This window comes from Paenibacillus sp. JJ-100 (assembly GCF_948329825.1).
In the GTDB taxonomy this organism is placed as follows: Bacteria; Bacillota; Bacilli; order Paenibacillales; family Paenibacillaceae; genus Paenibacillus.
On sequence record NZ_CAOJCM010000002.1, the window covers coordinates 1343921 to 1369725 of the forward strand.

Below are 25805 nucleotides of genomic sequence, written 5' to 3' on the forward strand. Positions count from 1 at the left end.
GTCTGCTTAAAAAGTAACAAAATTTCGCCCTAAGGTCAATAGACCACTGTGTAATCTTACAGCTATTCTTTACTCTGTAATGTCGCTTCTCTCCGCAATCGACGCAGCTGCCTTCACAGGCTCGCTCGATTGTACAGCTACTGGTGCTGCTGTCTTCGTTTTAGTCAACCCTTTGATCAACTGTTCTACGTCGATCCCTGACACACTTTTTAACATTTCAGGTGCGGTGGACATCAGTTCCGTTACGTAATTACTTACACGCGCAGCCCCTTCGCCTTTACCTGTATCTACGACAGTTAACTTATCAATGGAGGAGATTGGTTCAGCGATTTTACCAGCCAGCTCAGGAAGCATTTTGACGATGATGTCGAGTACCGCAGCTTCACCAAACTTCTGGAACGCTTCTGCCAGTTTTTCTTTGGCCTCTGCTTCAGCAAGACCACGGAGACGAATAACCTCTGCATCAGCTGTACCTTTCGCGCGCTCTGCATCGGCCACGGCTTGACCTTCAAGCCGTTTTTGTTCCGCGGTAGCCTTTGCTTGTGTTTCAATGGAGTATTGTACTGCGTCGGCTTCGCGCATTTTTTTGGCTTTGTCCGCTTCCGCAGCTTGCTCAACAGCATAACGGTCGGCTTCCGCTTTTTTCTTCACTTCGGCATCATATTGTTTCTCACGCACGGTGATTTCTTTCTCTTGCAAGTCAATCTCGCGCTCTTTACGTACGAGTTCAACTTTCATCTGCTCTTCAACAACCGTTTGTCTCGCACGCGCTTCTTGAATATGATATGCTTGGTCGGCTTCCGCTTTCGCTGTATCCTGATCGCGTTTAAATGCCGCAACTTTCAATTCTTTCTCCTTGGCTGCCTCAGCAATGTTGGTATCACGAAGCAGCTCCGCCTTCTGTCCCTGCTCTTCGGCGTTTGCTTTTTGAATCCGTGCATCCCGCATTGCTTCTGCTTCAGCAATCTCGGCATCCCGTTTCACGGCTGCGATTCTCGGCTTACCAAGCGCATCCAGATACCCTTGTTTGTCACGGACATCCTTAATTGTAAAGGAGACGATCTGTAGACCCATCTTTTTCAGATCCCTTGCGGCCACGCCCTGAACTTCCTGTGCAAAACGATCTCTGTTTCTGTATACCTCTTCCACCGTCATTGTACCGAGAATGGCCCGCAAATGCCCCTCCAGTACTTCCTGTGCCTCACCTCTCAAGGAATCTACCGGTTTACCGATAAATTGCTCTGCCGCCGTTGCGACGTCTTCCACAGCACTTCCAACCTTGATGATGGCCACGCCGTCAGCAATAACCGGAACACCCTGCTCTGTGTATACTTCCGGTGTAGAGACGTCCAGCTTGTGTGACAGTAACGAAATAAACTCGGACTGCTGGAACACAGGTAAAATAAATGCACCGCCACCACGTACAATTTTAATTTTACGTCCGGATTCATCTTCTGAAATATTTTTGCTGCCCAGGAATGAACCTGTAACGATCATCGCTTCATCCGGTCCAACCGTCTTATATCTCGCCCAGAAAGCCAAACCAAGAATCAAAATAACACCAACAACTACGACAGGAATTAACAACACATCCCAATTCAAAGTCATTCACATCTCTCCCCTTGTCTTCGTAAGTAATCAATCATTGCTTTTGACCGTCAGTCCCTCGCATTCTCAGGGTAGGCACTGACCTTAGACTTCCTTCCTTAAGTACGTCTTCATCCCACTCGGATACGCGAAGTACGCCATCCACTACATCGATAACAACCACTCGTGCTCCCGCCGCAATAGGAAGCTGTTCAAAGCTGGATGCCGTCTGTATCGTGTTACCAGATGCAAAACGAATCATCACTTCACCAAATCCTTTGGCTGGTACCGGAATCGTAATCTCCCCAATTTTCCCAGATAGTTCTTTCATGGAAAAACCAATCGAAACGTCACTGTTACGCATCGGCTTGATATATGCGAAGAATACCAACATGGCTGCAGCAATACCGATTAACAGGGATAAGATCAGATTCGTCGTCACACTAAGAGAATTATACCGCGTTAATAGTACGCCTGCTCCACCAAAAGCAGTGATGGATCCAGCCAGTACAACAGGCTTGAAAAAATCAACACCAGGCATTTCAAAAGCACCATCCAGCAACCCGTCAATCAAGTCACCCAGCACCAGGCTTACAACGGCGAAAATGGCGCCTCCGATGAGACATCCCCAATAAATGGCCTCCATCCCTTTTCCTCCTCTCTCCGCTGCAATTTCTCCCAACTGTGCATTCTACATGTAAATAAATACGTACTTCTAGGCAAAATGTTTCAAAATCTTTCCTAAGTTGTATTGAGAAACCGCTAATGGGTATTTTCATGACATTGTTCAATAATGCTCGATCTTGCTCTTGCATACGAATCCAAAACAAGAATTCACGATTCATAAGCATCGCAAATAACGCAAGCCTCGCCAGGAGACTTGCGTTATTGTTAATAATTTATAGTAAAATTGTACAGCTCCGATTCTAATATTCGTTAGAGAGAAGCTTTGTAGATAGACACTACATCTTCACGCTGCAGCTTTTTGAAGTTACCGAATGGTCCGAACAGCATCGCTTTATCCGCCATAACTTCAATCTGACTGTCATCAATATCATAGTCAGCCAGACGGTTTGGTGCGCCGATAGATGTCCAGAACTTGCTGAGTGCATCAATTCCTTCTTCGGCAATCTGTCTATCCGATTTGCCTTCAGGATTCACGTCAAACACATTAATGGCAAGACGTTTGAAGCGATCTACCTTCACATCAATGTTATGTCTCATCCAGTGTGGGAACAGAATGGCAAGTCCGCCACCATGGGGAATATCATAAACTGCGGATACCGCATGCTCAATATTATGAGTTGCCCAGTCTCCTGCCAGCCCCATATTCAATACACCATTCAGCGCCATCGTTCCACAATACAAAATCGTTTCACGAAGCTCGTAGTTCTCCAGATCTTCTACCAAACGAGGTGCTGCTTCCATCACTGTACGCAGAATGGTCTCACAGAAGCCGAGTTGAACAGGTGTGTTCGGATCCAGGTGAAAGTAATGCTCCAGTACGTGAGACATCATGTCCACCATCCCGTATACCGTTTGATCCTTCGGTACCGTGTATGTATTTACAGGATCAAGAATGGAGAATGCAGGGAATGAATATGCGCTGCCCCAGCCTAGCTTCTCTTGCGTTTCTTGGTTGGTGATGACGGAGCCAGAGTTCATTTCTGAACCGGTTGCTGCCATAGTTAGCACTGTACCAAGTGGAAGAGCATCTTGTGCAACCGCTTTGCGCTGAGCAAAATCCCACATATCTCCGTCGTATTTAGCCCCAACAGCAATCGCTTTGGCACAGTCAAGCACACTGCCGCCTCCAACTGCCAGAATCAGCTCAATATCATTTGTTTTGCAGAGGTCTACTCCTTTGTGCACAGTGGATAGACGAGGATTAGGTTCTACACCTGCGAGCTCCGTCACTTCCGCTCCGATTTCCTTGAGCAAACCGAGCACTTGATCGTACAATCCGTTACGTTTAATGCTTCCACCACCATATACAAGCAGAACCCGTTTGCCGTATTTCGGCACTTCCGTTTTCAGCGCTTCAACCTGGCCTTTACCGAAAATCAGACGGGTAGGGTTATAAAATTGAAAAGATCTCATGATATATATTCGCCTCCATTGGAGTTAAATTTTAGTGCAACCTCAATTATAGTACCCCTTTTATAGAAAAACAAATCGATAGCCACTCACTTTAGTTCAATCCATTAATCTGAAGATGTGCCTGAAGAAGCTCACTCGCGGATGGCAACTCTTCAGTTTTTGACCACGTTGTAGCGTCCCATAGCCCTGCCTGATTAAATGCTCTTGGACAATGAATGAAGCATTCCTCGACTTCAACAATGACGGCTGCTCCAATCGTTTTACCACTCCAGTTCATGCTTGCGATGAATTCTTCATCCTTTGTGATCCGAGCTGTTCCATTGATACGCAATACTTCATTCAAACCAGGAATCACAAACAGCATGCCCACACCCGAATCTGACAAGATGTTCAATAACGAATCGATCCGCCGATTACCCGGGCGTTCTGGGTAAACCAATCGATGAGGGTCAAATACACGAACAAAGCCGGGTTCATCCCCACGCGGTGATACATCACATTTTCCATCCTGATCCGAAGTGGACAAGAAAAATAAGGGCGACTTCGTGATAAAATTCTGGACATGCGGATCAACATACGAAATCACTTTGTTACGCACACGTTCGCTCGATTCTCCGACCATATTTTTGAGTTCCTGTGCATCCGAGATAAATGGAAGGTCCAGCGGCTGCTTTTCCAATGACTCGTCCCCATTTCCATATGTATTTGTCATCTAATCCTGATCTGTTTGAATCCTTTCACTCTATTATACATAATCCTTAACAAGCAAATGTTTAAAGGAATGAATCACATTATGTCGTACATGATTATCCCTCATTCCATGCCAAAAAGCACCCGTTCGCAATTGAACGGATGCTAAATAGTCTTCCTACTCCGTATAGCCCAGGCTGCTTACGAAGCGGCGGAATGCCTGACGCCCTGCTTCATCATGTTTGTACACACCTGCGTGTTCCAGAATCTCAGAAAATTTCAAACCTACCTGCTGCTGCACAAGTGCAACGGCTTCTTCCTTCGTCAAGCTTGAGCCATGACTCTGCTTGAGCTCTTCTGTCCACTGCAAATGTTTATTCAGCTCATGATCTGCTGCCTGTGCAGCTTCGGCAAGCTGTTTATTTCCAGCCAGAATGTCAGCAATGCCATCCAGCTCTTGCTTCAGACGTCCTGGCAAAATAGCCAGTCCCATGACTTCAATCAAGCCGATGTTTTCTTTTTTCAAATGGTGCATTTCGCGGTGTGGGTGGAAAATGCCTTCTGGATGCTCATCATTTGTACGGTTGTTACGCAAAACGAGATCCATCTCAAAGCCACCATCTGCACTACGGCGAACAATTGGAGTTACCGTATTGTGAGGTACCTTCTCCCCATCCACTTCGCTGAATGCTTCGATCTCCACTGCCGAATCACTATATACCTTCCACGCTTCATAGACCGCGTTACCTGCTTCCAAAAGCTCGGCAGGATCATGTGAATGTAGACGCATCACGGACATCGGCCATTTCACAAGGCTAAGGGTTACCCCTGGTGCGTCAGCGTGACGGAAAACCGCTTCAGGCTTGGCATTTTGAATAGCGAACGTATGCCGTCCGCCCTGGAAATGGTCATGAGTCAGAATCGAACCGCCCACGATCGGCAGATCAGCATTCGAACCGATGAAATAGTGCGGATACTCCTGAACAAAGGCAAGCAGTCTACGAAGTGTATCCTTCGTCAGTTTCATTGGCACATGATCATGATGGAAAATAATACAGTGCTCGTTGTAGTACACGTACGGGGAGTATTGGAACATCCACGGTTCGTTATTAAGCTGCAACGGAATAACTCGTAGATTTTGGCGCGCCGGGTGATTCACCCGACCAGCGTAACCTACATTTTCACGACACAACTGACATTTCGGATATACCGGAGGTGGAAGTAACTTCGCCATAGCGATTTCCTTCGGACTTTTCTCCGGCTTCGACAGATTGATTGTAATCTCCATCTCACCATAAGCGGTATCCTGTGTCCAATAAACGTTCTTGGATACACGATCCATTCGAATATAGTTCGAGTTAATGGACAAGTCATAGAATTGTGATGTTGCCGCCTCAATTCCTTGCGTCTGTTCCGTATGGCGGAAAGCACGCACAACTTCTGATGGACGCGCCATCAGATGACCCATAATTTTCGCATCGAGCAAGTCACGGAAGGTATCGCTATTTTCAGGAATCAGTCCAATTGTATAACCATAATCGATCAACGTATCCAGCATCGTCTGTGGACTATCAGGTATAGTTGTATCCAGTTCACCAGCATATGGCTCCGAGAACCCGAACTGTTCCATCAGCAGGTTGCGGCTGTAATCGTAGTCCGCTTCCTCAATCAGTTTTTTCTGGAAGGCAAATGCGACCAGACGCTCAATGGCATGCAGTGCTTCCTGCTGCTCGGGTGTACGCTCTGTGGCCTCTGCTCCAGGTTGAGTCTGTGACATAAGATGTTCGCCTCCTAGTTTTTTCCGTAGCCTTCTGGACGTGATTGATGCCAGTTCCATGCACTTTGAATGACATCTTCGAGATTCGTCCATTTCGGGCTCCAGCCCAGAACGGATCTAGCTTTGGCAGACGATGCCACCAATACTGCCGGGTCACCCGCACGACGTGGTTCCTGAACAACCGGGATATCCAGACCTGTTACTTTTTTCGCAGTTTCAATCACTTGTTTTACCGAGAATCCAGTTCCGTTACCCAGGTTAAACACGTTGCTATTTTCCCCTTTGCGCAGGTAATCTACTGCACGCAGATGCGCATCAGCCAGATCACTAACGTGGATATAGTCACGGACACATGTGCCATCCTCGGTTGCATAGTCATCCCCAAATACTGCGATATGCGGGCGCTGCTTCAGCGCTGTCTGCAATACAAGTGGAATCAGGTGACTTTCTGGCTGGTGATCTTCACCGATTTTTCCGCTTTCGTGTGCACCGGCTGCATTGAAATAACGCAGGGATACGTATTTGATATCCTGTACCTTGTCAAACCAAGACATCATGCGTTCCATCATCAATTTCGTTTCACCATACACATTCGTAGGTTCAGTACGGTCGCTCTCTTCGATCGGAACCTTCTCAGGCTCACCGTAGGTTGCTGCTGTAGAAGAGAAGACGATACGACGTACATTGGCCGCATTCATCGCTTCCAGAAGGCAAAGTGTACCAAATACGTTGTTGTCGTAGTATTTAGCTGGCTCTTTCATGCTCTCGCCGACCAGTGAATTGGCAGCAAAGTGAATAACGGCATCGATTGAATTTTCCGCGAACAGTTTCGTCAAAATTTCTTTATCACGCAAATCACCTTCATACAACTTACCGCCAAGAAGTGCCTCACGATGTCCTGTCTGCAAGTTATCCAGTACAACCACTTCTTCGCCACGTTCAAGCAACGCCGCCACGGTATGAGAACCAATATATCCTGCTCCACCTGTCACCAAAATTGCCATTTTACTTCGCCTCCTTGAGTTCGTTAACACCTTCGCCTACACCACATACATAAAAATCACCTTTGAGACCTGTACGCGCTTCATATGCGGCGCCTACTTCACTCACAAAACGTTCAACATCATTCTTGTGTACCAGAGACACTGTACATCCACCGAAACCTGCGCCCGTCATACGCGCACCTAAAGTGCCTGGAATACGACGTGCTTCCTCTACCATAACATCCAGTTCAGTGCAGCTAACTTCATACAGATCACGCAGGGAGTCATGTGAAGCATTCATCAACTGACCAAACGCATCCAGATCATTGTTGCGCAGTGCTTCTACAGAAGCCAGCACCCTAGCATTTTCTTCCACAACGTGCTCAGCACGCTGTCTGACTTTCTCGTCCTTGATCTGATCCTGCAACGTGTTAAACTGCTCCGGCTTCAATTGTGCCAAGTAATTCAGTGCAGGCAGCTGTTCCTTCAGAATGGCAAGTGCCTGCTCGCATTGGGAGCGCCGCTCATTGTAAGCTGAATCGACCAATCCACGGCGTTTATTCGTGTTACCGATAATCAATTTGTACGCACCTGTGCGGAAGGGAACCTTCTCATACTCTAGCGTATCACACATCAGAAGAATCGCATGATCCTTAGCCCCGTTCGCTACAGCAAATTGATCCATGATGCCACAGTTTACACCAACAAACTCATTTTCTGCTTTCTGGGACAAAAGCGCAAGCTCCACGGTATCAATCTCGGATAGCCCTTCCATGGCTTGAATGGCATAACCGGTAAGGACCTCTAGAGATGCAGAGGAGGATAGACCCGCGCCATTCGGAATTTCGCCATGATAGAGGAAATCATACCCTCTCGAGACTTTGACCCCTTTGTGTTCCAGTTCGACCATGACGCCTACCGGATAGTCTGTCCACTCTCCCGTTTTCTCCTGACCAATGGAAGCCGTGTCCAGTGACCCTTCATAATCCATATTAGTTGAAGCTAGCTTCAATTGAGTATCCTTACGTTCACGAATAAGCAAGGTTGTGCCAAACTCAAGGGCAGCCGGAAGCACGTAACCACCGTTATAGTCGATATGTTCACCAATCAGATTCACACGCCCAGGGGCATGGAATACACGGATGTCCGCCCCACTTTCTCCGTACTTATCAATAAACTTTTGTCGCAATTCAGTTACTTTCAAAGCTGATGCACCTCGCCTCGTTGTTGTGGTTTTCTTAATGTTATTATACAAGGAAGCCAGCTCGCTTGAAATGAAACCATGTGTGATTCATATGGATAAATGTGACCTTTAATTGTATAATGGTTGTAAATAAGAATGCCCAAAATTCTGGAAGGAATGAACTTATATGAAGGAAGCCAGAGTAAACCCACCAGAAGGTTCACGTAATACCTCGCATACGCCCGGTCCCCGATTATCACAGGAATCACCTACCAGCAAAAGCGGTGCACTGAGTTACTCAGTCGCCTCCAATCCTGTCTATTATAGTCAAGGGGCGTTGCACGTCTTGTTTGCAGGTGCAAGCCAGACGCTTCCTGGACATGCACTTGGGCCGAAGCTGTATGATTATTACCTCTTACATTATGTAGAAAAGGGGGCCGGCACATTCCGCACGGAGCTACACACCTACGATCTTCATGCAGGCGACTGTTTCCTCATTCTTCCGGGACAGCTAGTCAGCTACAAGTCTCATGAACGCAACCCGTGGCAATATCGGTGGATTGCTTTCACAGGCAAGCAGGCTGCACAACTTGTAGAGGAAGCTGGATTTCGACCAGAGAAATCTGTTTTTCATGCCGGCACATCTTGTGAAATATCGAACTGGTTGGCTGTCATGCAAAGTGCCTTTGCCGAACGCAAAGAGAGCGCTCATTTTAATTCTCTCGGCACCTTGTATATGATTCTGGCAGAAGCTCAGAATCACCTGTCCGAAGGAGAGACATTAACATCCGGAAAGTCATCCATCCGACGTACTGTTAAACAAATGATTCAATATATGTCAACACAGTACGCTTATCCTGTCTCTATTGAGCAGATGTCTGAAAGTCTGGGATACAACAGGGCCTATCTATCGCGTATTTTCAAGCAAGAAACAGGCCTCACCCCCGTTACTTATTTGTTGAAATTACGGATCGATAAATCACGGCAACTGCTGCGGGAACGCCCTGATTTGTCCATCGAACAGGTATCTGCCTCCGTAGGTATGCCCGATGCCTTATATTTCTCTAGACAGTTCAAACGCTTCCACGGAGAAGCGCCCAGTCTCTATCGTGAGAAATTGCTTGCAGGTCCATTACACCCAAAAGGCAAGGCAGATCAACCTGCCAAATAAAATGTCAAGGTTGACTCATTGAGGAGAAAGACAAACAGAACCATAAATAGGGAGCTTCATGTTTATAGCAAAAAGTGCACCTTTGCCATTATGGCTAAGATGCACTTCAAGGAGTATTTTGTTTGTTTATGCCCTTTTCCTTGGTAAAGAGAAATAGGTTCTAATCCTGTTTTTTGTTCGCTGGCTCGGGACGCAAAATGGACTCAATTCGCTCCAGCTCATCAGAGGAAAATTCCAGTTGGCTCAGCGCGGCTACATTCTCTTCAATCTGAGAAGGGCGACTCGCGCCGATTAGCGCTGAAGTAACTCTTCCATTTCGCAGCACCCATGCCAGTGCAAACTGCGCCAGACTTTGACCACGGGCGGCCGCAATCTGATTCAGAGCACGTACCTTGCGAAGTGTTTCTGGTGAAATATTATTTTCATTCAAAAATACAGACGGGCCCTTAGCGCGGGAATCCTCAGGAATCCCATTCAAATATTTGTTCGTCAGTACGCCCTGCTCCAATGGGCAGAACGCAATACTACCAGCCCCGTACTCATCCAGCACATCCTGAAGGCCATCTTCAATCCAGCGATCCAACATCGAATATCTTGGCTGATGAATCAGCAGCGGTGTACCGAGACTTTTCAAAATCTCAGCCGCCTGTTTGGTTTGCTCTGCTGGATAGTTGGAGATTCCAACATACAGTGCCTTGCCTGAACGAACGATATGATCCAGTGCCATCATCGTTTCTTCCAGCGGTGTATCCGGATCATAACGGTGGGAGTAAAATATATCTACATAGTCCAGCCCCATGCGTGTCAGACTCTGATTCAGACTGGAGATCAAGTATTTGCGAGAGCCCCACTCCCCGTATGGCCCAGGCCACATATAATATCCTGCTTTGGTGGATATGATCAGTTCATCGCGGTAAGGTTTCAGATCCTCAGACAGTACCTGCCCAAACAACTGCTCAGCTGAACCGGCAGGTGGTCCGTAGTTATTCGCCAGATCAAAGTGCGTAATTCCAAGATCAAACGCACGAGTAATCATGTTGCGACCGTTCTCTACACTGTTAATTCCGCCAAAATTATGCCACAGCCCAAGTGAAATCGCGGGCAGTTTCAGGCCCGAACGTCCCACACGATTATATTTCATCGTTTCATAGCGAGTTTCAGCAGCTACGTAGACCATCATGAATCCCTTCTTTCCACAGGTTAGAGCATCCCGTATCCATCCTTAGCGAAGAGGGATGCTATTATTCCGTTCAATTCGTTTACCAAAGAGCTGATTCATGCTCTGAATGAATCCCTAAGCCGGGTCACTTCCTTGCATCAGGCAAGAAGTTGGTCCACACTCTTCATTACCTCGCCAATAGGCTCTGTAATCAACAAGTCAGCCCGGTGATCATAAGCGGTTGGTGTCGCGTTGAGCAGAGCGGTATACTTTCCTTGAAAATACGTAATTAACTGAGCTGCCGGATACACCGTTAACGATGTCCCTCCTACTAGCAATAAATCGGCTGATGACAGGGCATCAATGGCCTGATAAAGTGTGGCCTGATTCAGTTCTTCTTCATACAGGACTACATCCGGTTTAATGACACCGCCACATGAGGTGCAACGGGGCACAACGTCTTTGGATTGTATGATGTCCTGCAGCGAATAGAATTGTTTGCAGTCCATGCAAGCGTTGCGATGAACCGAACCATGAAGCTCCAGCACATGACTGCTACCTGCCTTTTGATGAAGACCATCTATATTTTGAGTAATAACAGCGTGAAGTTTTCCCAGGCGTTCCAGCTTGGCAAGTAAATGATGGCAGCCATTCGGCTCCGCATCTGGATGAAGCATTTTCCCCCGGTAAAAGTCATAAAAAATATCAGCATGCTGATCAAAAAAATGACGGCTTAACAGTTCTTCGGGAGGATAAGGGGAGTGCTGCTCCGTCTGATAAAGTCCAGCAGCCGAGCGAAAATCGGGAATCCCGCTTTCCGTTGAAGTTCCGGCTCCTCCGAAAAAAACAATGCGTGAGCTCTCCTGAATCCAGGCAGCCAGTTGCTCTGTTGCGTTCATCCTCTCTCCTCCTTAGTTTCAACACTTAACCCACACGAACACAGAGTAGCCTCTTTCATAAAATATTTATCTCATCGTAGTGACGAATGACTGTGTCCGCCTCATGCAGATATGCTTCCTGTTCTAGCAGCGGACAGTATCCCAGCGTATGTGCTGCTCCTGCATGGCGCCCCATTTGCATATCACCGTTGCTGTCTCCAATAATTACCGTCTCATGGGGCTCAACCGATAATTCCCGGCAAGCCAGGAGGAAAGATTCACCATCAGGTTTGCCGCGAGTTACCCGGTCACAGCCTACGATGGAAGTGAAAAAGGAACGGATGCCCATCCAGTCCAAATGGGTTTCAGCTGCCGACGTACTGTCCGAGGTCACCACTGCAAGAGCAATGCCTGCTTCCTTGCAACGTTGCAGCAGAGCCAGTAATCCCGGCATCGCCTCAGCAGATTTGTATTCTCTCACCGATTTCATTGCCATGCTTGAAAAATGCCGAATCGTCGTAATGGCTTCGTTCCACGGTGTTCCAGCCGCATAGAGCTGTCCGGCCAGCCAGCCGTTACATTCATCTACAGTCGCAATTGCGAGGGGACCCTGCACATCATATCCATCAATATGACCTTCTGCATCATGACTGGTGCCAAGTACCTTTTCCAGTTCTACAGTAAATGAGCTTCCACGTTCTTGCATCCACGCTTCCATTTGCACAAGCATACTTTCCGCCCAAGGCCCCCACAATTGAAGAAAATCGAGCAGGGTTCCATCTTTGTCAAACAGAATCGCCTTACAAGGAATCTTCTTTCCCTGCACCTGTAGCATAGCCAATCACGCTCACCTCCGCTGAGATTCAGATTACCTCATGGTATCCAACCAGGATAACAGCGTTTTGACCGTCTGGTTCAACTGATCTTCCCCACTTGTCGTCGGCTCACTGTCTCCCTTCTGATGACCATAGTCACCAAACTGAGCGTGGTTTCCTCCCTCAATTGTGTAATACACCGTATCTGGTGGCAAATACATGCGCCCTTCCTGATACTTGGTCATATTTACAACTCCATCATTGGTTCCAAGAATAGATAGGGCTGGAATACCCAGATCCTTCACACTCCCTTTTTCATCCGGATAAGAGGCCAGGAAGAAAATGCCTTGAAGTGCGTCAGGATGTGCCACTGCATAACGTGCAGCCATCGAACCGCCAAGGGAATGTCCTCCCATCACAAACTCCTCATCTGGATATGCAGCAAAAATATCATCGGCCAGGTTGGGTTTGATGACAGCCAGATTCACTGGCATCTTGGCAATAATCGTATGATGACCAGCTGCTGCAAGCTCATGAGCAAGGGGAGCATAACTTTCCGGTTTCACTAAACCGCCAGGATAGAATAGCACACTTTTTCCAGCAGGTTTAGCCGGTTTAAAATCAATCCAGTTCTCCTGCTCACTGACTGTAACCCCCTCGGATGTCTCCATCGCAGCCTGAGCTGCCTCCTGAGGCCCGTAAGGCGTAAGCAGTTTCCATGCCACGTATCCACAACCAATGACAATGAGCGCCAAAAGTACGAGCAGAAACTTGCCGATGCCCTTCTTTTTGCGCCCCGTATTATAACGATTTCTCAACATCATTCACCTTTCTCTACTTCCGCAAGCTCATAGAGCGAGAGCCTACTGGTGCAAGCTCCCGCTCTACGCTAAAACATTATTCAGCCTTGGCTTTGCGATAAGCTTCCATATATTGTTCCGCTTTGCGGCGGACGTGACTCAAATCTCCCGTCTTCACAGCTTCTGATGTCAGATCCGAGCCGATCCCCACAGCTACCGCTCCACCCTTGATCCATTCCCCTAGATTGGACAATGATACTCCACCTGTTGGCATAAAATTCGCCTGTGGCATAGGGCCCTTCATCGTTTTGATAATGGAAGGATCATACAGATTGCCTGGGAACAACTTGACAATATCAACACCAAGCTCCAGTGCACGCTGCACATCCGCAATGGTCATGACACCCGGCAGGATCGGTACGCGGTACAAGTTACACATCTGAACGGTTTCAGGGTTAAGAGAGGGCCCTACCACAAACTCAGCACCAGACATGATTGCTGCTCTTGCCGTCTGTGCTTCAAGTACGGTTCCTGCTCCAATGATAGCGAATTTCTCGGGATCTTGCGTATTCCAATGATATACACGGCTTAGTTTTTCAATCGCTTTGAGCGCATTCGGAACGGTCATTGTAATCTCGATCACTTTGATACCGCCCGCGATGGCCTGTTCGGCCATAGCAATAACCTGGTCAGCTGAATCTGCGCGCAGAACTGCCACCACACCATTGTCCGTCATTTTTTGCAACAGTTGAAGCTTCTTCATTTCATTCTCTCCCTTATCAATGTGGTGGTTGTATATACAAACTTTACATTTAAAGAACGAAGATGAGTCATCCTGATTTTAACGAAATTTAGCGCTCGACGTGAGCAACGTTATTCAGTTTAGCCTCAACCTGTGCCCATGTCGGAAGTGCCTCCCAATCTCCAACAGCCTGGATCACCATTGAGCCGTTCAGATTACCAAGCCGAGTTGCTTCAACTGGCGTGTACCCCTTCAACAGACCGGCTAAAAAACCCGCACAGAATCCGTCTCCTGCCCCTACGGTATCCAGAACCTGATTTGCTTTAAAGTACGGAACTTCCGTTAGGGTACCATCCGCAAGTACATAGGTCAAATCAGGTCCGCCTTTAACAATGCACACTGCTTCCATTGCAGCCAAGCGTTCAAGCACCTTTTGATCACTGTCTTCGTTGTATAATAGTTTCATCTCATCCAGGCCTGGCAAAAAGTAGTCAGCCTGCTCGGCCAAACGCAGCAACACAGGGCGAGCCTTCTCTGCTGACCACAGCTTGAGGCGCAGATTCGGATCAAAGCTCACTTTCACCCCTGCCTGTTTTGCTATATGTATGGCTGCTTCAACCGTAGAAAGCCCCGACTCACTGATGGCTGCGGTAATCCCTGTGACGTGTAAAATTTTGGCTCCAGCAATATAATCCGGGTCGAGATCATCTGGCGTCATTGCACTTGCCGCAGATAACTTCCTATAATAATGTACCGAGGCCTTCCCGGAAGCGTTCTCACGAATCATCAGACCAGTAGGCTCATGATCACTTAATTTGACTCGGGATACATCCACGCCTTCGCCGCGAATGGATTTCAGAATCATATTTCCGATTGGATCGTTACCCAGACGACCAAACCAGCCACTGGTATGTCCAAGCCGCGCTACACCAATGGCCAGGTTGCTCTCAGCTCCTCCAAACGTTTTGTCCAGTGTAGCTGCATATTCAAGCCCTCTTGTATCTCTGGCCGTCAGCAACCCCATACTTTCCCCAAATGTAATAACATCTGGGCTTTGAAAGGGACTCGTTGACATGTTGCCTTCCTCCTTAATATTGACTACCTCATCTTCTTCTACCATTTTCATCCTCTATGGAACCGTTGTCAATCCCGAAGCATTCTTTTTGTTGTCACATCTTTGAGAAAAGATAACGCTTACTATTGTGAATAAAATCACAATTAAAGATACGAATTCATATTAACCTTATTACAGATGTAACAAGGAATATAGACAATACTTTATAACGAAGTTTTTGAGGGGGCTGCATCATGAGAGATCACATACTGATTCAAGATAAACAGGAATCGTTCTTTTATAATCTTCGCTTTATATTAATTGTTTGCGTACTGGCAGGGAATGCACTGGAGCCCCTGATCACCCGCTTTACTGGAGCGGAAACGTTGTTTTTGTGGATCTACACATTTCACATGCCACTCTTTGTTTGGGTTACAGGATATTTCGCCAGACCTTCCATTCAAGGTGTCTCGGGACGCAACGTGCTGAAACAGATTGCGTTACAATATATTATTTTCCAAACGTTATATGCATTAATGGATGCGACGGTGTTCCACACACCTCATATGAGGTTGTCCTTCTTCGCACCATACCTGTTACTCTGGTTTCTGGCTAGTCACTTCTGCTGGCGTTTACTGGTACGGGTCACCATCACCTGGAAACCCATATATCGCTTGATCGCTTCCATAGCACTCGGTGTTATTGCCGGATATTTACCTGTAGATGGTTTCTGGCTTAGCTTCAGCCGTACTTTCGTGTTTCTGCCGTTCTTTGTCATTGGATATGATTACGGTGCATCCATTCGTGCTCGTCTGCTTCCAGGTTGGGGACGCAGAGCGGCTGCCATCCTCTCTGCTGCCCTGCTTCTATATATTGGGTACGGTGGATTAAACATTCCGCAAGGATGGTTGTTTGGGAGCATGACATATGCTGAACTGGGTCATACAGAGTGGTATGCAGGAATATACCGACTTGGTGTGTACTTGCTGGAGATCGTCTCTGCAACTCTTTTCCTTGCCTGGGTTCCAAACCTGTCTTGCAAATTGACGGATTTAGGGCGTCGTACTTTATATGTTTTCCTTTTACATGGCTTCCTTATGCGGTTAGCTATTTGGTCAGGAGTCTACAGTTACATGGGAAGTGCGCTGTTCATCCCTATTATTCTCATCGTCGCTGTATTGTTCTCCATTACGCTGGCTCACCCCCTTGTACGTCAGACTTTTAGAGGGGTAATTGAACCAGATATTTCACGAATTTCTATTCATCGACATGGTGTTTTCAAGCGTTCTGCATAACGTTCTGACTTCCTGATCTAGTACAACCACTCCTTAATACTGTTTCAGACTGGAAAAAATGTGGTAATTCAGGATACGCACTACAAAAAACAACTTATCGTGGTAAGGAGTGATTTGTAATGGCACGAGGGCAAACTTCAGAACGCAAGATGAGTAGAGAAGAGGCCGGGCGATTAGGCGGTAAAGCTACATCGAGGAATCATGACCGAAGCTTCTACCAGATGATTGGTAAAAAGGGCGGAGATGCGACTTCAGATGCCCATGATGCACATTTTTATAGAGAGATTGGACGTAAGGGTGGTGAAGCTACTTCTGAGAACCACTCCAAGGAATTTTATCGTGAAATTGGACGCAAAGGCGGTAGCAGTTAACTTAAGTCCACAGAAATATATTTTTCAGGTGCACAATACTTTCCACTGAATTTAGAAGCCCAATTCCATGAAAATGGAAGAAGGCTTCTTTTCTATTGTCTATTGATTGTAGAAATATGATGATGGTTGTGATAGACTCTATAGAAAAACAGGGTGTTCACGGGTTTAAAGCAACAGAGAATTTCACAAACTACGGGAACCTCGAAACCGGATTACCGGTCTTATTTTTTTAGAGTACGGATGAAATTAAACGACAGATGCACTGCCATTTATTTTTCCATTCATGTTGCTCAATATTATATATTTGGGGGGAATACACCATGTCAGCCAAGAAGATGCGTTCCGATATGATCAAAAAAGGGTTTGACCGCGCACCACACCGGAGTTTGCTCCGCGCAGCAGGCGTAAAAGAAGAGGATTTCGGCAAGCCGTTCATTGCCGTGTGTAACTCATACATCGATATCGTACCTGGCCACGTTCACTTGCAGGAATTTGGTAAAATTGTTAAAGATGCTATTCGTGAAGCCGGCGGCGTTCCGTTTGAATTCAACACCATCGGAGTTGATGACGGTATTGCTATGGGACACATTGGTATGCGTTATTCTTTGCCAAGTCGTGACATTATTGCGGATTCCGTTGAAACGGTTGTATCTGCACACTGGTTCGACGGCATGGTCTGTATCCCGAACTGTGACAAAATCACACCTGGTATGATGATGGGGGCACTTCGTTGCAACATCCCTACCGTATTCGTAAGTGGTGGACCGATGAAAGCAGGCCGTGACAGCAACGGTAAAGCTCTCTCTCTCACTTCCGTATTTGAAGGCGTAGGTGCATTCCAGGCTGGTAAAATCGACGACAAGAGTCTGCTCGAACTGGAACAGTTCGGCTGCCCAACTTGTGGCTCCTGTTCCGGTATGTTTACCGCTAACTCCATGAACTGCCTCGCTGAAGCTATGGGACTGGCGATGCCGGGTAACGGAACGATTCTTGCGGTTGCTCCAGAACGCCGTGAGTTTGTTAAACAATCAGCTAAACAACTCATGGAATTGATCAAAATGGATCTGAAACCACGTGATATCGTGACCGTTGAAGCAATCGACAATGCCTTCGCACTCGATATGGCGATGGGTGGTTCCACAAATACTGTATTACACACACTGGCACTGGCACACGAAGCAGGTATTGATTATCCGATCGAACGGATAAATGAAGTAGCTAACCGTGTTCCGCATCTGGCGAAACTGGCACCTGCTTCTGACCTGCACATCGAAGATGTTCACAATGCAGGTGGCGTAAGTGCGGTTCTGAATGAATTGCTCAAGAAACCAGGCGCAATCCACGCGGACTGCATTACGGTAACAGGAAAAACTATCCGTGAGAACGTGGAAGGCCAAGAGATTAAGGATACAAACGTAATCCATAAGCTCGACAACCCGCACTCTGAAAAAGGCGGACTGGCTGTATTGTTTGGTAACCTTGCACCACAAGGCGCGATCATCAAAGTTGGTGCGGTCGATGCTTCGGTTGGTGGATACCATAAAGGTCCTGCCATCTGCTTTGATTCTCAAGAACAAGCACTTGAAGGCATCGCAAATGGCAAAGTTAAAGAAGGACATGTAGTCGTTATCCGTTATGAAGGACCAAAAGGCGGACCAGGTATGCCTGAGATGCTCGCCCCAACTTCCCAGATCGTTGGTATGGGACTTGGAGCCAAAGTCGGCCTGATCACAGATGGACGCTTCTCGGGGGCATCCCGCGGAATCAGTATCGGCCATATCTCTCCGGAAGCAGCAGAAGGTGGACCAATCGCTTTTGTTGAAGAAGGAGATATCATTGAGCTCGATCTGAATAACCGCATCATCCAGCTGCATATCAGCGATGAGGAATTCGAAGCACGTCGTGCGAACTGGAAAGAGTTTGAACCAAAAGTCAAAACAGGCTATCTGGCTCGCTACTCCAAGCTTGTAACCAATGCAAGCAATGGTGGCGTACTGAAAATTTAGTTCAAACGAAACCATAACATATGCAAGTATGCATATATAAAAGAAAAGGATGTGCATTGCCATAAGGCAGAGCACATCCCTTTTTTATAAATTGAAAAGTCTAGGCAAGCTATACATTTTCATTGTTAATGACAAGAGACTCTTTTTGCATCTGTTCTTTTGCACCTAGCACCAACTTGCAATTTTGCTGTCCGTAACGTTCCAACAGCTCTTCTACAGGCATCACAATCATTTTGGGTACCAACTGATCTGTACGCTGCTTCAGACGTTCTTTACCTGCCGGATGAATTACACTTAGCAGCAGTTTCAAATATAACCTGGAGGCTATACGGAACGGACCTGGAGCCAGTTCCTGTACGGTAAATCCAAATTTTTCAGGGCCACGGTTAATCATGCTCACTCCATAGATTGCTTTTGCCGAGCGCAATTCAGGTTCTGAGGCAACTAGCTGTGCTAAATCGGGGAGCTGCTGTTCCATCGTACGAATCATGCGAATAGCCAAATGCATCGTTGAGCGTGATGTTACACCAAGTTCAAACAGCTTTTGATTGTCAAAATGCAATTCTATAATTGGATCTCCGTTTTGCATCACATAACCATCTTGCATCTCGATACATGCCCCGTGATAAACACGTGAACGAAAATGAAGCATCGAATCTTTCGATGAAACTGGCCGCAGATGATATATCCAGTGAAACAGCTTCTCCCAACCTAACCACACAGCAACCACAGCATGTTTCCACAACTTCAGCTTGATTGGCTCTCTCACTTGCGCTTGACTTATATTTAGTAATTCATTTATAGCGCTACTGTTCATTAATGTATCGACACGTACACTTCTCAATCCGCGGTTCTTCGCTTCGAGCAAGAAATTCTCCAGAGCTACAAGCATCTGCTCTGGCGCCTCTGCATCTGCTCCAAGGGTTGTTCCCCGGTCATGCAGCAGCAAGACCTCTCCTCCCTTTAGCTTTTTCAGCATACGCTCTGTCAGTTGCTCTTCACTTACACTGCATTTCCAATCCTGAAACATAGAGGACCAGAGGATGATCTTGCGTTCTTTTTTGCTGAAAAAGTCAAACAGATTCATAATGCCCCATGGCGGACGATAATAACAAGTCTTCTCCCCCGTAATTTCTTGAATAATCTGACCTGTTCGTTCGATCTGTTCCCGCACTGTTCGAGGACGCATCAACCAATTCGTTTTATGAATATAATTATGAATACCGATCAGGTGTCCTTCTTCATACATTCGTCTGATTAAATCCGGGTGACTGGCAGCATGTTCTCCAACAACAAAAAATGTAGCCTGGACCTCATGTTGATCTAACAGATCGAGTAACCTGGGAGTATACCGAGGATCTGGCCCATCATCAAATGTCAAAGCATATTGGGTAGCACTTCGTCCCCTTCTGAACACCCGAAAACCGAACATTCTGCTGACCAGACTTGGAATAAAAGCATAAAACGAGGACAGGTACAATAACCACAGTAAAATACTCTGAAGCATCGCTGTCATGATGTTATTCTCCACTTCTCCTCCCATATTAGGCCAATGGTATGATCTAACATGTAACGTCTTACTTTTATCATAGTAGTTTCTTTTATGAATAGCGGTTTCCCCAAAACACCACGATCATGTACAATAAAGACAATCTAATTTTTGCCTGTAAAGGAGTCTATGTCCATGCTGCCGCTTTATAAAAAATACGGGCGTACTGTTTTTGATATCGCTCTGCTTGTGTTAACCGTGTACGTGATCATGTTTGCTTTTAGTAAACTGTATCATATCGCTGCGCCCGTTTTTCTTTCTTTCATTGTCTTCTGGATGATTGAACCGTTAGCCAAATTTTTGCATCGAAAAGGACTGCCCAAGACACTCGGAACCGCCATATCTGTATTGTTGTTCTTAGGGCTTATTGTGGCTGGTTTCTTCGGTGTAGGTTTTTTTATCATCTCGCAAGTATCCGATCTGCAGCTCAATTTCCCGATGTACGTAGAGATGATTCAACGCGAATTCACCAATCTCGTTGTGCTAGTACAGGACAAGTCTAATGCACTTCCTGACGGAATACTGGATAAAGTAAATGAATACTTTACTACACTATCCGGAATCCTGTCTCAGTGGGTAACTAGCGGAGCACAGTTTATCATTGGTTTTCTCAGCTCATTCTCCACGTTTATTACAAACTTCGGTATTGCGATCATTCTCGCATTTTTCCTCAGTATCGAGATTGAGTCCTGGCGCAAATTCGCTCGTGCGAAAACACCTAAAACACTGAAAACAGCAAACGACTTTATGCGTAGACATGTATTTAAAACTATTCGTTCCTATATGAAAGCTCAACTCATTATGATGTTGATTACTTTTGTATTGATATATGCAGGTTTGTTGATTCTCGGAACCTCTAATGCTTTTACGATCGCAGCGATCTGTGCTATTTTTGATCTGGTTCCGCTGCTTGGTGTTCCGGTTATATTCATACCGTGGATTACGTATTTGTTTATCGTGGGTGACAGTACTCTAGCCATTGGTTTGATTGTTGTTATGGCTGTGACCATGTTAACTCGCCAACTGCTTGAACCTAAAATTTCTGGAAACTCCATCGGTGTTTCTTCTGCATATTTGATGCTTTCGTTCATGTTGATTTCACTGTCGATTTTCGGGCTTGCAGGTGTCATTCTTTCTCCCGTACTTCTGATCTTATTAAAGGAACTGTTGCAACAAGGTTATCTGCAAAAATGGATTCACCTGCCCAACGATGAATTCGATTCCTCACCATTGGTGATGGATCCTCCTGTTTCTGATCCGTCCAAACGAAGCGATGGGTAATAGACGACATTTGAGCATATCTTCTCATATCTTCCTCTTTATAAAGAATGAGGCGAAGCTGCCAAATAGTCCATAACTTTTCGAAATAGATCCGTTGCCTGATGATCACGATCGGGGGAGACATTCTGTACCAATACGGCAACAGCATATCTTGGTGCCTCTACAGGTCCATATCCAATAAACCATTGGTGATTTTTGGGTTTCCCTTTTTGCAGCACCTGAGCGGTACCGGATTTCCCTGCGACATGCCAAGTTGCCTGTTGCAGGGATTTTCCTGTTCCCTCCCGCACAACTGTAGTCATCCAGTGTAATAGCTGATGTGCTGTAGATGGGGATATCTGTCCGAGTGAAGATGGTGAGTTGTGCAAAGGCATCTCCAGCATCGTGTCTCCATCGGCATATCGTATCCGTTGCACGAGCCGTGGAGCGATCACTCTCCCTTCGTGCAACAGAGTCACGATCAAGTTCGCTGCTTGCAACGGTGTGACCCGAACATCGCGCTGTCCAATGGCTGTTTGAATCTTGGCGCCTTCGTCATTAGTGTTCACCGCTTTCGTTCGGATACGTCCGGGTTCTTCATGGTCAAAATGCTTCAATACGGGCATACCCGCAAACTGCTGTGCCTGCCAGCCCACAGAACGTGCCAGACCAAGTCGGTCTGTCGTCTGCTCCAACTGCTCTAATCGGAGCCGACGTGCCGTTTCCGCGAACACGATATTACATGATTCTGCGAACCCTTCTTCGAGATTCAGCTCACCATGTCCATGATTTTTCCAGCAGGAAAGCCCGTATTTTCCATATGTTCCTTCACAGTGAAATTTCTCATTACGAGAGACGACCCCGTGTTCAAGAGCTGCTGCTGCCGTTACTATTTTGAAAATAGAACCCGGTACCGCCCCTTGTACAGCCCGATTCCCCCAAGAGGTTTGCTGTGGATCAACACGCTGCGGGTGATAGAAGGGACGCGACACCATGGCACGAACATCTGCATTAGCTGTGTCAAGCACAACGACTGCCCCCTCCTCCATTGCTGAGGATTCCGTTAATTCCTCGATCCCTTGCTGCAACCGTGCATCTATCGTCGTTTCTACATTCAAAGGATAATGCGAATTGGCAGGTGCAATCACGCGCGGCCCGATCTCTGGGATGATCTGCCCATCTCCCGATACCATTCGTGTTACCATAGTCGGGCCGACTCCTCTCAATAAAGGCTCCAAGGTTCTTTCCAGTCCTGCCGCTCCGAATTTCATGGCGAAAGGCTGTCTGACTTCGTCTTGATGTCGAATGATCATTCCAGGCTGCTCCTGTTGTTCACTCAGATAACCAAGCCACTGGCTGCCGCTCGCCCTTGGAGAATATCTCGTCATAAGAGGATATACCTCCGCGCCTTCCAAGTGCAGATCACGTATGCGTACTAGCTGATCATCATTCAAAAGAGAAGGTCCTGACCCGCCGCCTGTCCAGAAGTGAGGGGTTCTCTCCTTCTCCCGTTCCTCTATTAGCTGGTTCACAGGAATATGGAGGATCGAAGCTAGCTTGTTGAAGTTAGCATCATCCTTGTGTTTCTTCTTATTATCTTCCTTCCCGTGTTTCTTCAAGACACGATCTTGTGGGAAAAGCACAATACCCCATTCCATTTTCCCGGTTAGAGGAAGCCCATGGATATCCGTAAACTGGCCCCGGCCAGAATCCAGAATTACGCCACGTTCACGTTGCAATACAGACATTTCACGCATAGTTCGTTGCATTCCCGGCATGACCTGATTTACCTGAACCACTTGAATCCAGACAAGTCTCATGATCAATACAATAAAAATGAGAGTCAGGCCTACGACAATCCACGCTATACGTTTCCACATCATCTGCATATGCACACGTATCCCACCCTTACGCTTTTCATGTATTATGCGTTGATTCATCTGGCATTATCCGGAAAATAAAAAAATCTGCCTCAATGAAACAGGCAGATTTTTTTGCAAATATTATACTGTAAAACGCGAGAGTGTTTCTTTCAGCTCACTTGATACATTTTCTAGTTTGCCAGAAAGACTTACAAGCTGATTGCTAATGTTTTGTTGCTCACTACTTAGAGAAGCGACTTCCTCAGAAGTTGCAGAGGATTCCTCAGCAACAGCGCTTACATTGCTCATGGCCTCGGATAACGTTGCCTGAGATTTGCTCAGTTCGCCAATGGAACCTGTAACCATACCCAGACGTTCCACAAATGTACCCATTTGTTTCTCTACAGAAGCAAAAATTACATTCGTGTCTTTTACAGCGTCCATCTGCTCCTTGAACAACGGATAAGCATCAGACAAAGCTTGTACCGTTTCGTTCATCTCAGCCATAATTTTGTCTGTGATCTCTCCTACCATATCAATGGACTGTCTGGACTGAGCAGCCAGTTGACGTACTTCATCAGCTACAACCATGAAACCACGCCCAGCTGTACCAGCACGTGCTGCTTCGATCGTTGCATTCAGAGACAAGATGTTCGTCTGTTTCGTTATATTTTGCATAACATCGAGCACTTTCAAGACCGAAGAGGTACTTTCTTTCAACGAATCAACTTTGCTGACCAATGCCCCGATCATTTCCTCTGTCTTCTGGGTTTTAGTCATCAACTGATTCAGATGTTGTGTTCCGGTCTGACTGGACTTCTCGACATGACGAGCAGAATCACCCATCTCTTCATTAGCCGCAATAACGCTTTCCATCTGACGAGAAATATTATCCGTCAGTTCATTACCTCTTTCTGCTTCTGTTGCCAGACTGCCTGCGCCACCCGCAATCTCTTCTGTAGCTACAGCAATCTCAGAAGCAGAAACCGCTGTTTTCTTGGAGGCATTGCTCAGTTCTGTAGCTGTATCCAATACTTCCTGTGCAGAGCGATTCGTCTGTTCAACCAGCTTGGTAATCTGCTCCATCATCGTATTAAATGCAGCGGATAGCTGCCCAATCTCATCTTGGGAGCTGAACGGCGTGCGAACTTTCAGATTCCCTTTCGCTCCTTCTTGCATAAGATCTTTCAATTTGCCTAGAGGACGAGCAATCATACGAACCATCCAGACACCGATTACCACAGCAAGGGCTGCAAATGCAAGCGCCATCCACAAGGTCATCGTCAAAATACCTTCGGCATCCTTGACCAGCATTGAAGTCGGAATCATACCAATCAGCTTCCAGCCCGATGACTCTAGTGTACTATACACCACCAGCATGTTAGTTGATTTTCCATCCACATCATACTCGGTAGTTGTACTTCCTGCTGCTTCCTTTAAGTCTTTCACGAATGCAAGCTCGGTCTCTTTACCTGTACGATCCGGAATAGATGAAGCAACCACTCGGTTATCCGGGGCAATCAATTGGAGTGCCGATCCTTCTCCCAAATCCAATGATTTCAACTGATCCTCCAGGACTTCCAGCTTAAGTTCAATAATCAGAACATAAGATTGCGAAGTACCCTGCAGATTTTTCATGGAACGTGCAATTTTGAATGTTGGTGCCGTACCATCTTCCTTCAAGTCTGTCGGGAGCCAGCGATATCCCCCTTGTGAGATCAGTTGTTTATACCAATCTTCCTGACGGATACCTCCCAGCGTAGAAGTATTGCTTCCTGTACCCATCACCGATTTGGATTCATCTGTAGGTACCAAATAAATCGCTTCCATAGATTTATTTGTAAAAGCTATATTAGACAACTGTTTGTTGATCGAACTCGAATTGATGTAAGTATCATAGGCTGCCTGGTTCGGAGCTGACATTTTCTGAAGCAATGATTGCATCTCTGGATCAAAGAAAATCTGTGTGGACGTATCCACAAAACGTTCCAAGATAATATCAAGCTTCTGTTTTGTCTGATCCATTGTCTCCTGATTTGCTCTGGATGCGTTGGCCTCAATCGTATTTTTGGCCTTCGAGTAGGACATTAGACCTAAGCTTATAACTACAACCATGATGGCTGTAAAAAAGACCAAGAATAGTTTAACGCCTACTGATTTGACTGGATTTGCTTTTTTAATCTGTCTGAAGGTGTTACCCCCTAACGCTTTCCAGTCTCTATTTTTCAGCTGTTCTTTTACCCCGCCCATCTTGCTCCAATTCAGCTTTATTTTGCTGAAACTAAATTTAAATGTTTTGTTGTTAACCCCTTCTTTTTTGGTTTTAAACGCTTTCTCTTTTTTCACTTTCTGCGTCTTACTAGACTTCTCTTGCTCAGGTTGTGTTTTACTTACTCCAATGTCTTTATCCTTCTTTTGAACCATTCCCATTCACCCACCAGTAATTTACTTATTAGATTTTTTAAATCTCTCCCCTATAAATATGTACTATTCGACAACATTTTTTTGTTTCCTCCAATTCTC

At 46.3% G+C, this 25805-nt stretch carries 21 protein-coding genes; 5 read left to right on the forward strand and 16 right to left on the reverse strand.

The genetic code is table 11. The annotated features are described in order from the left end of the window. Positions 1–69 precede the first annotated feature (69 nt). The 7 genes from PQG66_RS12725 to PQG66_RS12755 all read right to left on the reverse strand — a co-directional run bounded on the left by PQG66_RS12725 (position 70) and on the right by PQG66_RS12755 (position 8341). On the reverse strand, positions 70–1608 hold the full coding sequence (locus tag PQG66_RS12725) for a flotillin family protein (RefSeq protein ID WP_272038027.1): 1539 nt from the start codon (positions 1606–1608) through the stop codon (positions 70–72). A 34-nt stretch (positions 1609–1642) separates the two neighbouring features. After that, positions 1643–2233 carry a protease gene (locus tag PQG66_RS12730; RefSeq protein WP_272038028.1) on the reverse strand — a complete coding sequence of 197 codons (591 nt, stop codon included), beginning with the start codon at positions 2231–2233 and terminating at the stop codon, positions 1643–1645. Between the two features lie 290 nt (positions 2234–2523). Next, positions 2524–3687 carry an iron-containing alcohol dehydrogenase gene (locus PQG66_RS12735; RefSeq protein WP_272038029.1) on the reverse strand — a complete coding sequence of 388 codons (1164 nt, stop codon included), beginning with the start codon at positions 3685–3687 and terminating at the stop codon, positions 2524–2526. Positions 3688–3778: 91 nt separating this feature from the next. After that, positions 3779–4399 (reverse strand): MSMEG_1061 family FMN-dependent PPOX-type flavoprotein, encoded by a 621-nt coding sequence (locus tag PQG66_RS12740; protein ID WP_272038030.1) that lies wholly within the window; start codon positions 4397–4399, stop codon positions 3779–3781. 156 nt (positions 4400–4555) lie between these two features. Continuing rightward, complete coding sequence (locus PQG66_RS12745) at positions 4556–6154, reverse strand: UDP-glucose--hexose-1-phosphate uridylyltransferase (RefSeq protein ID WP_272038031.1); 1599 nt, start codon at positions 6152–6154, stop codon at positions 4556–4558. A 14-nt stretch (positions 6155–6168) separates the two neighbouring features. After that, positions 6169–7158 carry a UDP-glucose 4-epimerase GalE gene (gene galE / locus PQG66_RS12750; RefSeq protein WP_272038032.1) on the reverse strand — a complete coding sequence of 330 codons (990 nt, stop codon included), beginning with the start codon at positions 7156–7158 and terminating at the stop codon, positions 6169–6171. 1 nt (position 7159) lies between these two features. Next, the gene (locus PQG66_RS12755) at positions 7160–8341 is read right to left on the reverse strand and encodes a galactokinase (RefSeq protein ID WP_272038033.1); all 1182 of its coding nucleotides are present in this window, start codon (positions 8339–8341) and stop codon (positions 7160–7162) included. A 166-nt stretch (positions 8342–8507) separates the two neighbouring features. Between PQG66_RS12755 and PQG66_RS12760 the strand changes: the two genes are divergently transcribed. Then, on the forward strand, positions 8508–9491 hold the full coding sequence (locus PQG66_RS12760; RefSeq protein WP_272038035.1) for an AraC family transcriptional regulator: 984 nt from the start codon (positions 8508–8510) through the stop codon (positions 9489–9491). A 160-nt stretch (positions 9492–9651) separates the two neighbouring features. Here the strand turns inward: PQG66_RS12760 and mgrA are convergent, their stop codons facing one another. The 6 genes from mgrA to PQG66_RS12790 all read right to left on the reverse strand — a co-directional run bounded on the left by mgrA (position 9652) and on the right by PQG66_RS12790 (position 14960). Beyond that, positions 9652–10668, reverse strand: a complete 1017-nt coding sequence (mgrA, locus tag PQG66_RS12765; RefSeq protein ID WP_272038164.1) for an L-glyceraldehyde 3-phosphate reductase — start codon at positions 10666–10668, stop codon at positions 9652–9654. 140 nt (positions 10669–10808) lie between these two features. Then, positions 10809–11549 (reverse strand): NAD-dependent protein deacylase, encoded by a 741-nt coding sequence (locus tag PQG66_RS12770; protein ID WP_272038036.1) that lies wholly within the window; start codon positions 11547–11549, stop codon positions 10809–10811. A 55-nt stretch (positions 11550–11604) separates the two neighbouring features. Next, positions 11605–12369 (reverse strand): HAD family hydrolase, encoded by a 765-nt coding sequence (locus PQG66_RS12775; protein ID WP_272038037.1) that lies wholly within the window; start codon positions 12367–12369, stop codon positions 11605–11607. Positions 12370–12396: 27 nt separating this feature from the next. Beyond that, the gene (locus tag PQG66_RS12780; RefSeq protein ID WP_272038038.1) at positions 12397–13167 is read right to left on the reverse strand and encodes an alpha/beta fold hydrolase; all 771 of its coding nucleotides are present in this window, start codon (positions 13165–13167) and stop codon (positions 12397–12399) included. A 73-nt stretch (positions 13168–13240) separates the two neighbouring features. After that, a complete protein-coding gene (locus PQG66_RS12785) occupies positions 13241–13906 on the reverse strand; it encodes a bifunctional 2-keto-4-hydroxyglutarate aldolase/2-keto-3-deoxy-6-phosphogluconate aldolase (protein ID WP_272038039.1) in 666 nt (221 codons plus the stop codon). Positions 13907–13994: 88 nt separating this feature from the next. Next, complete coding sequence (locus PQG66_RS12790; protein WP_272038040.1) at positions 13995–14960, reverse strand: sugar kinase; 966 nt, start codon at positions 14958–14960, stop codon at positions 13995–13997. A gap of 233 nt (positions 14961–15193) precedes the next feature. On the opposite strand from PQG66_RS12790, the gene PQG66_RS12795 reads away from it, so the two are divergent. The 3 genes from PQG66_RS12795 (at position 15194) to ilvD (ending at position 18611) form a co-directional block, all read left to right on the forward strand. After that, complete coding sequence (locus PQG66_RS12795) at positions 15194–16234, forward strand: acyltransferase family protein (RefSeq protein WP_272038041.1); 1041 nt, start codon at positions 15194–15196, stop codon at positions 16232–16234. A gap of 119 nt (positions 16235–16353) precedes the next feature. Continuing rightward, on the forward strand, positions 16354–16605 hold the full coding sequence (locus PQG66_RS12800; RefSeq protein WP_272038042.1) for a KGG domain-containing protein: 252 nt from the start codon (positions 16354–16356) through the stop codon (positions 16603–16605). A 320-nt stretch (positions 16606–16925) separates the two neighbouring features. After that, positions 16926–18611 carry a dihydroxy-acid dehydratase gene (gene ilvD / locus PQG66_RS12805; RefSeq protein WP_272038043.1) on the forward strand — a complete coding sequence of 562 codons (1686 nt, stop codon included), beginning with the start codon at positions 16926–16928 and terminating at the stop codon, positions 18609–18611. 109 nt (positions 18612–18720) lie between these two features. Here ilvD and PQG66_RS12810 read toward each other — a convergent pair whose 3' ends face one another. Then, positions 18721–20127: a polysaccharide deacetylase family protein gene (locus PQG66_RS12810; RefSeq protein ID WP_272038044.1), complete on the reverse strand. Its 1407-nt coding sequence runs from the start codon at positions 20125–20127 to the stop codon at positions 18721–18723. A 168-nt stretch (positions 20128–20295) separates the two neighbouring features. Here PQG66_RS12810 and PQG66_RS12815 point away from each other — a divergent pair, with 168 nt between their 5' ends. Next, positions 20296–21441 carry an AI-2E family transporter gene (locus PQG66_RS12815; protein WP_272038045.1) on the forward strand — a complete coding sequence of 382 codons (1146 nt, stop codon included), beginning with the start codon at positions 20296–20298 and terminating at the stop codon, positions 21439–21441. A 38-nt stretch (positions 21442–21479) separates the two neighbouring features. Here the strand turns inward: PQG66_RS12815 and PQG66_RS12820 are convergent, their stop codons facing one another. Together PQG66_RS12820 and PQG66_RS12825 are read right to left on the reverse strand one after the other, a co-directional pair. Further along, positions 21480–23360: a peptidoglycan D,D-transpeptidase FtsI family protein gene (locus PQG66_RS12820; protein WP_272038046.1), complete on the reverse strand. Its 1881-nt coding sequence runs from the start codon at positions 23358–23360 to the stop codon at positions 21480–21482. Positions 23361–23423: 63 nt separating this feature from the next. Beyond that, positions 23424–25712, reverse strand: coding sequence for a methyl-accepting chemotaxis protein (locus PQG66_RS12825; RefSeq protein ID WP_442955083.1), 2289 nt, complete (start codon positions 25710–25712; stop codon positions 23424–23426). Between the last annotated feature and the right edge of the window lie 93 nt (positions 25713–25805).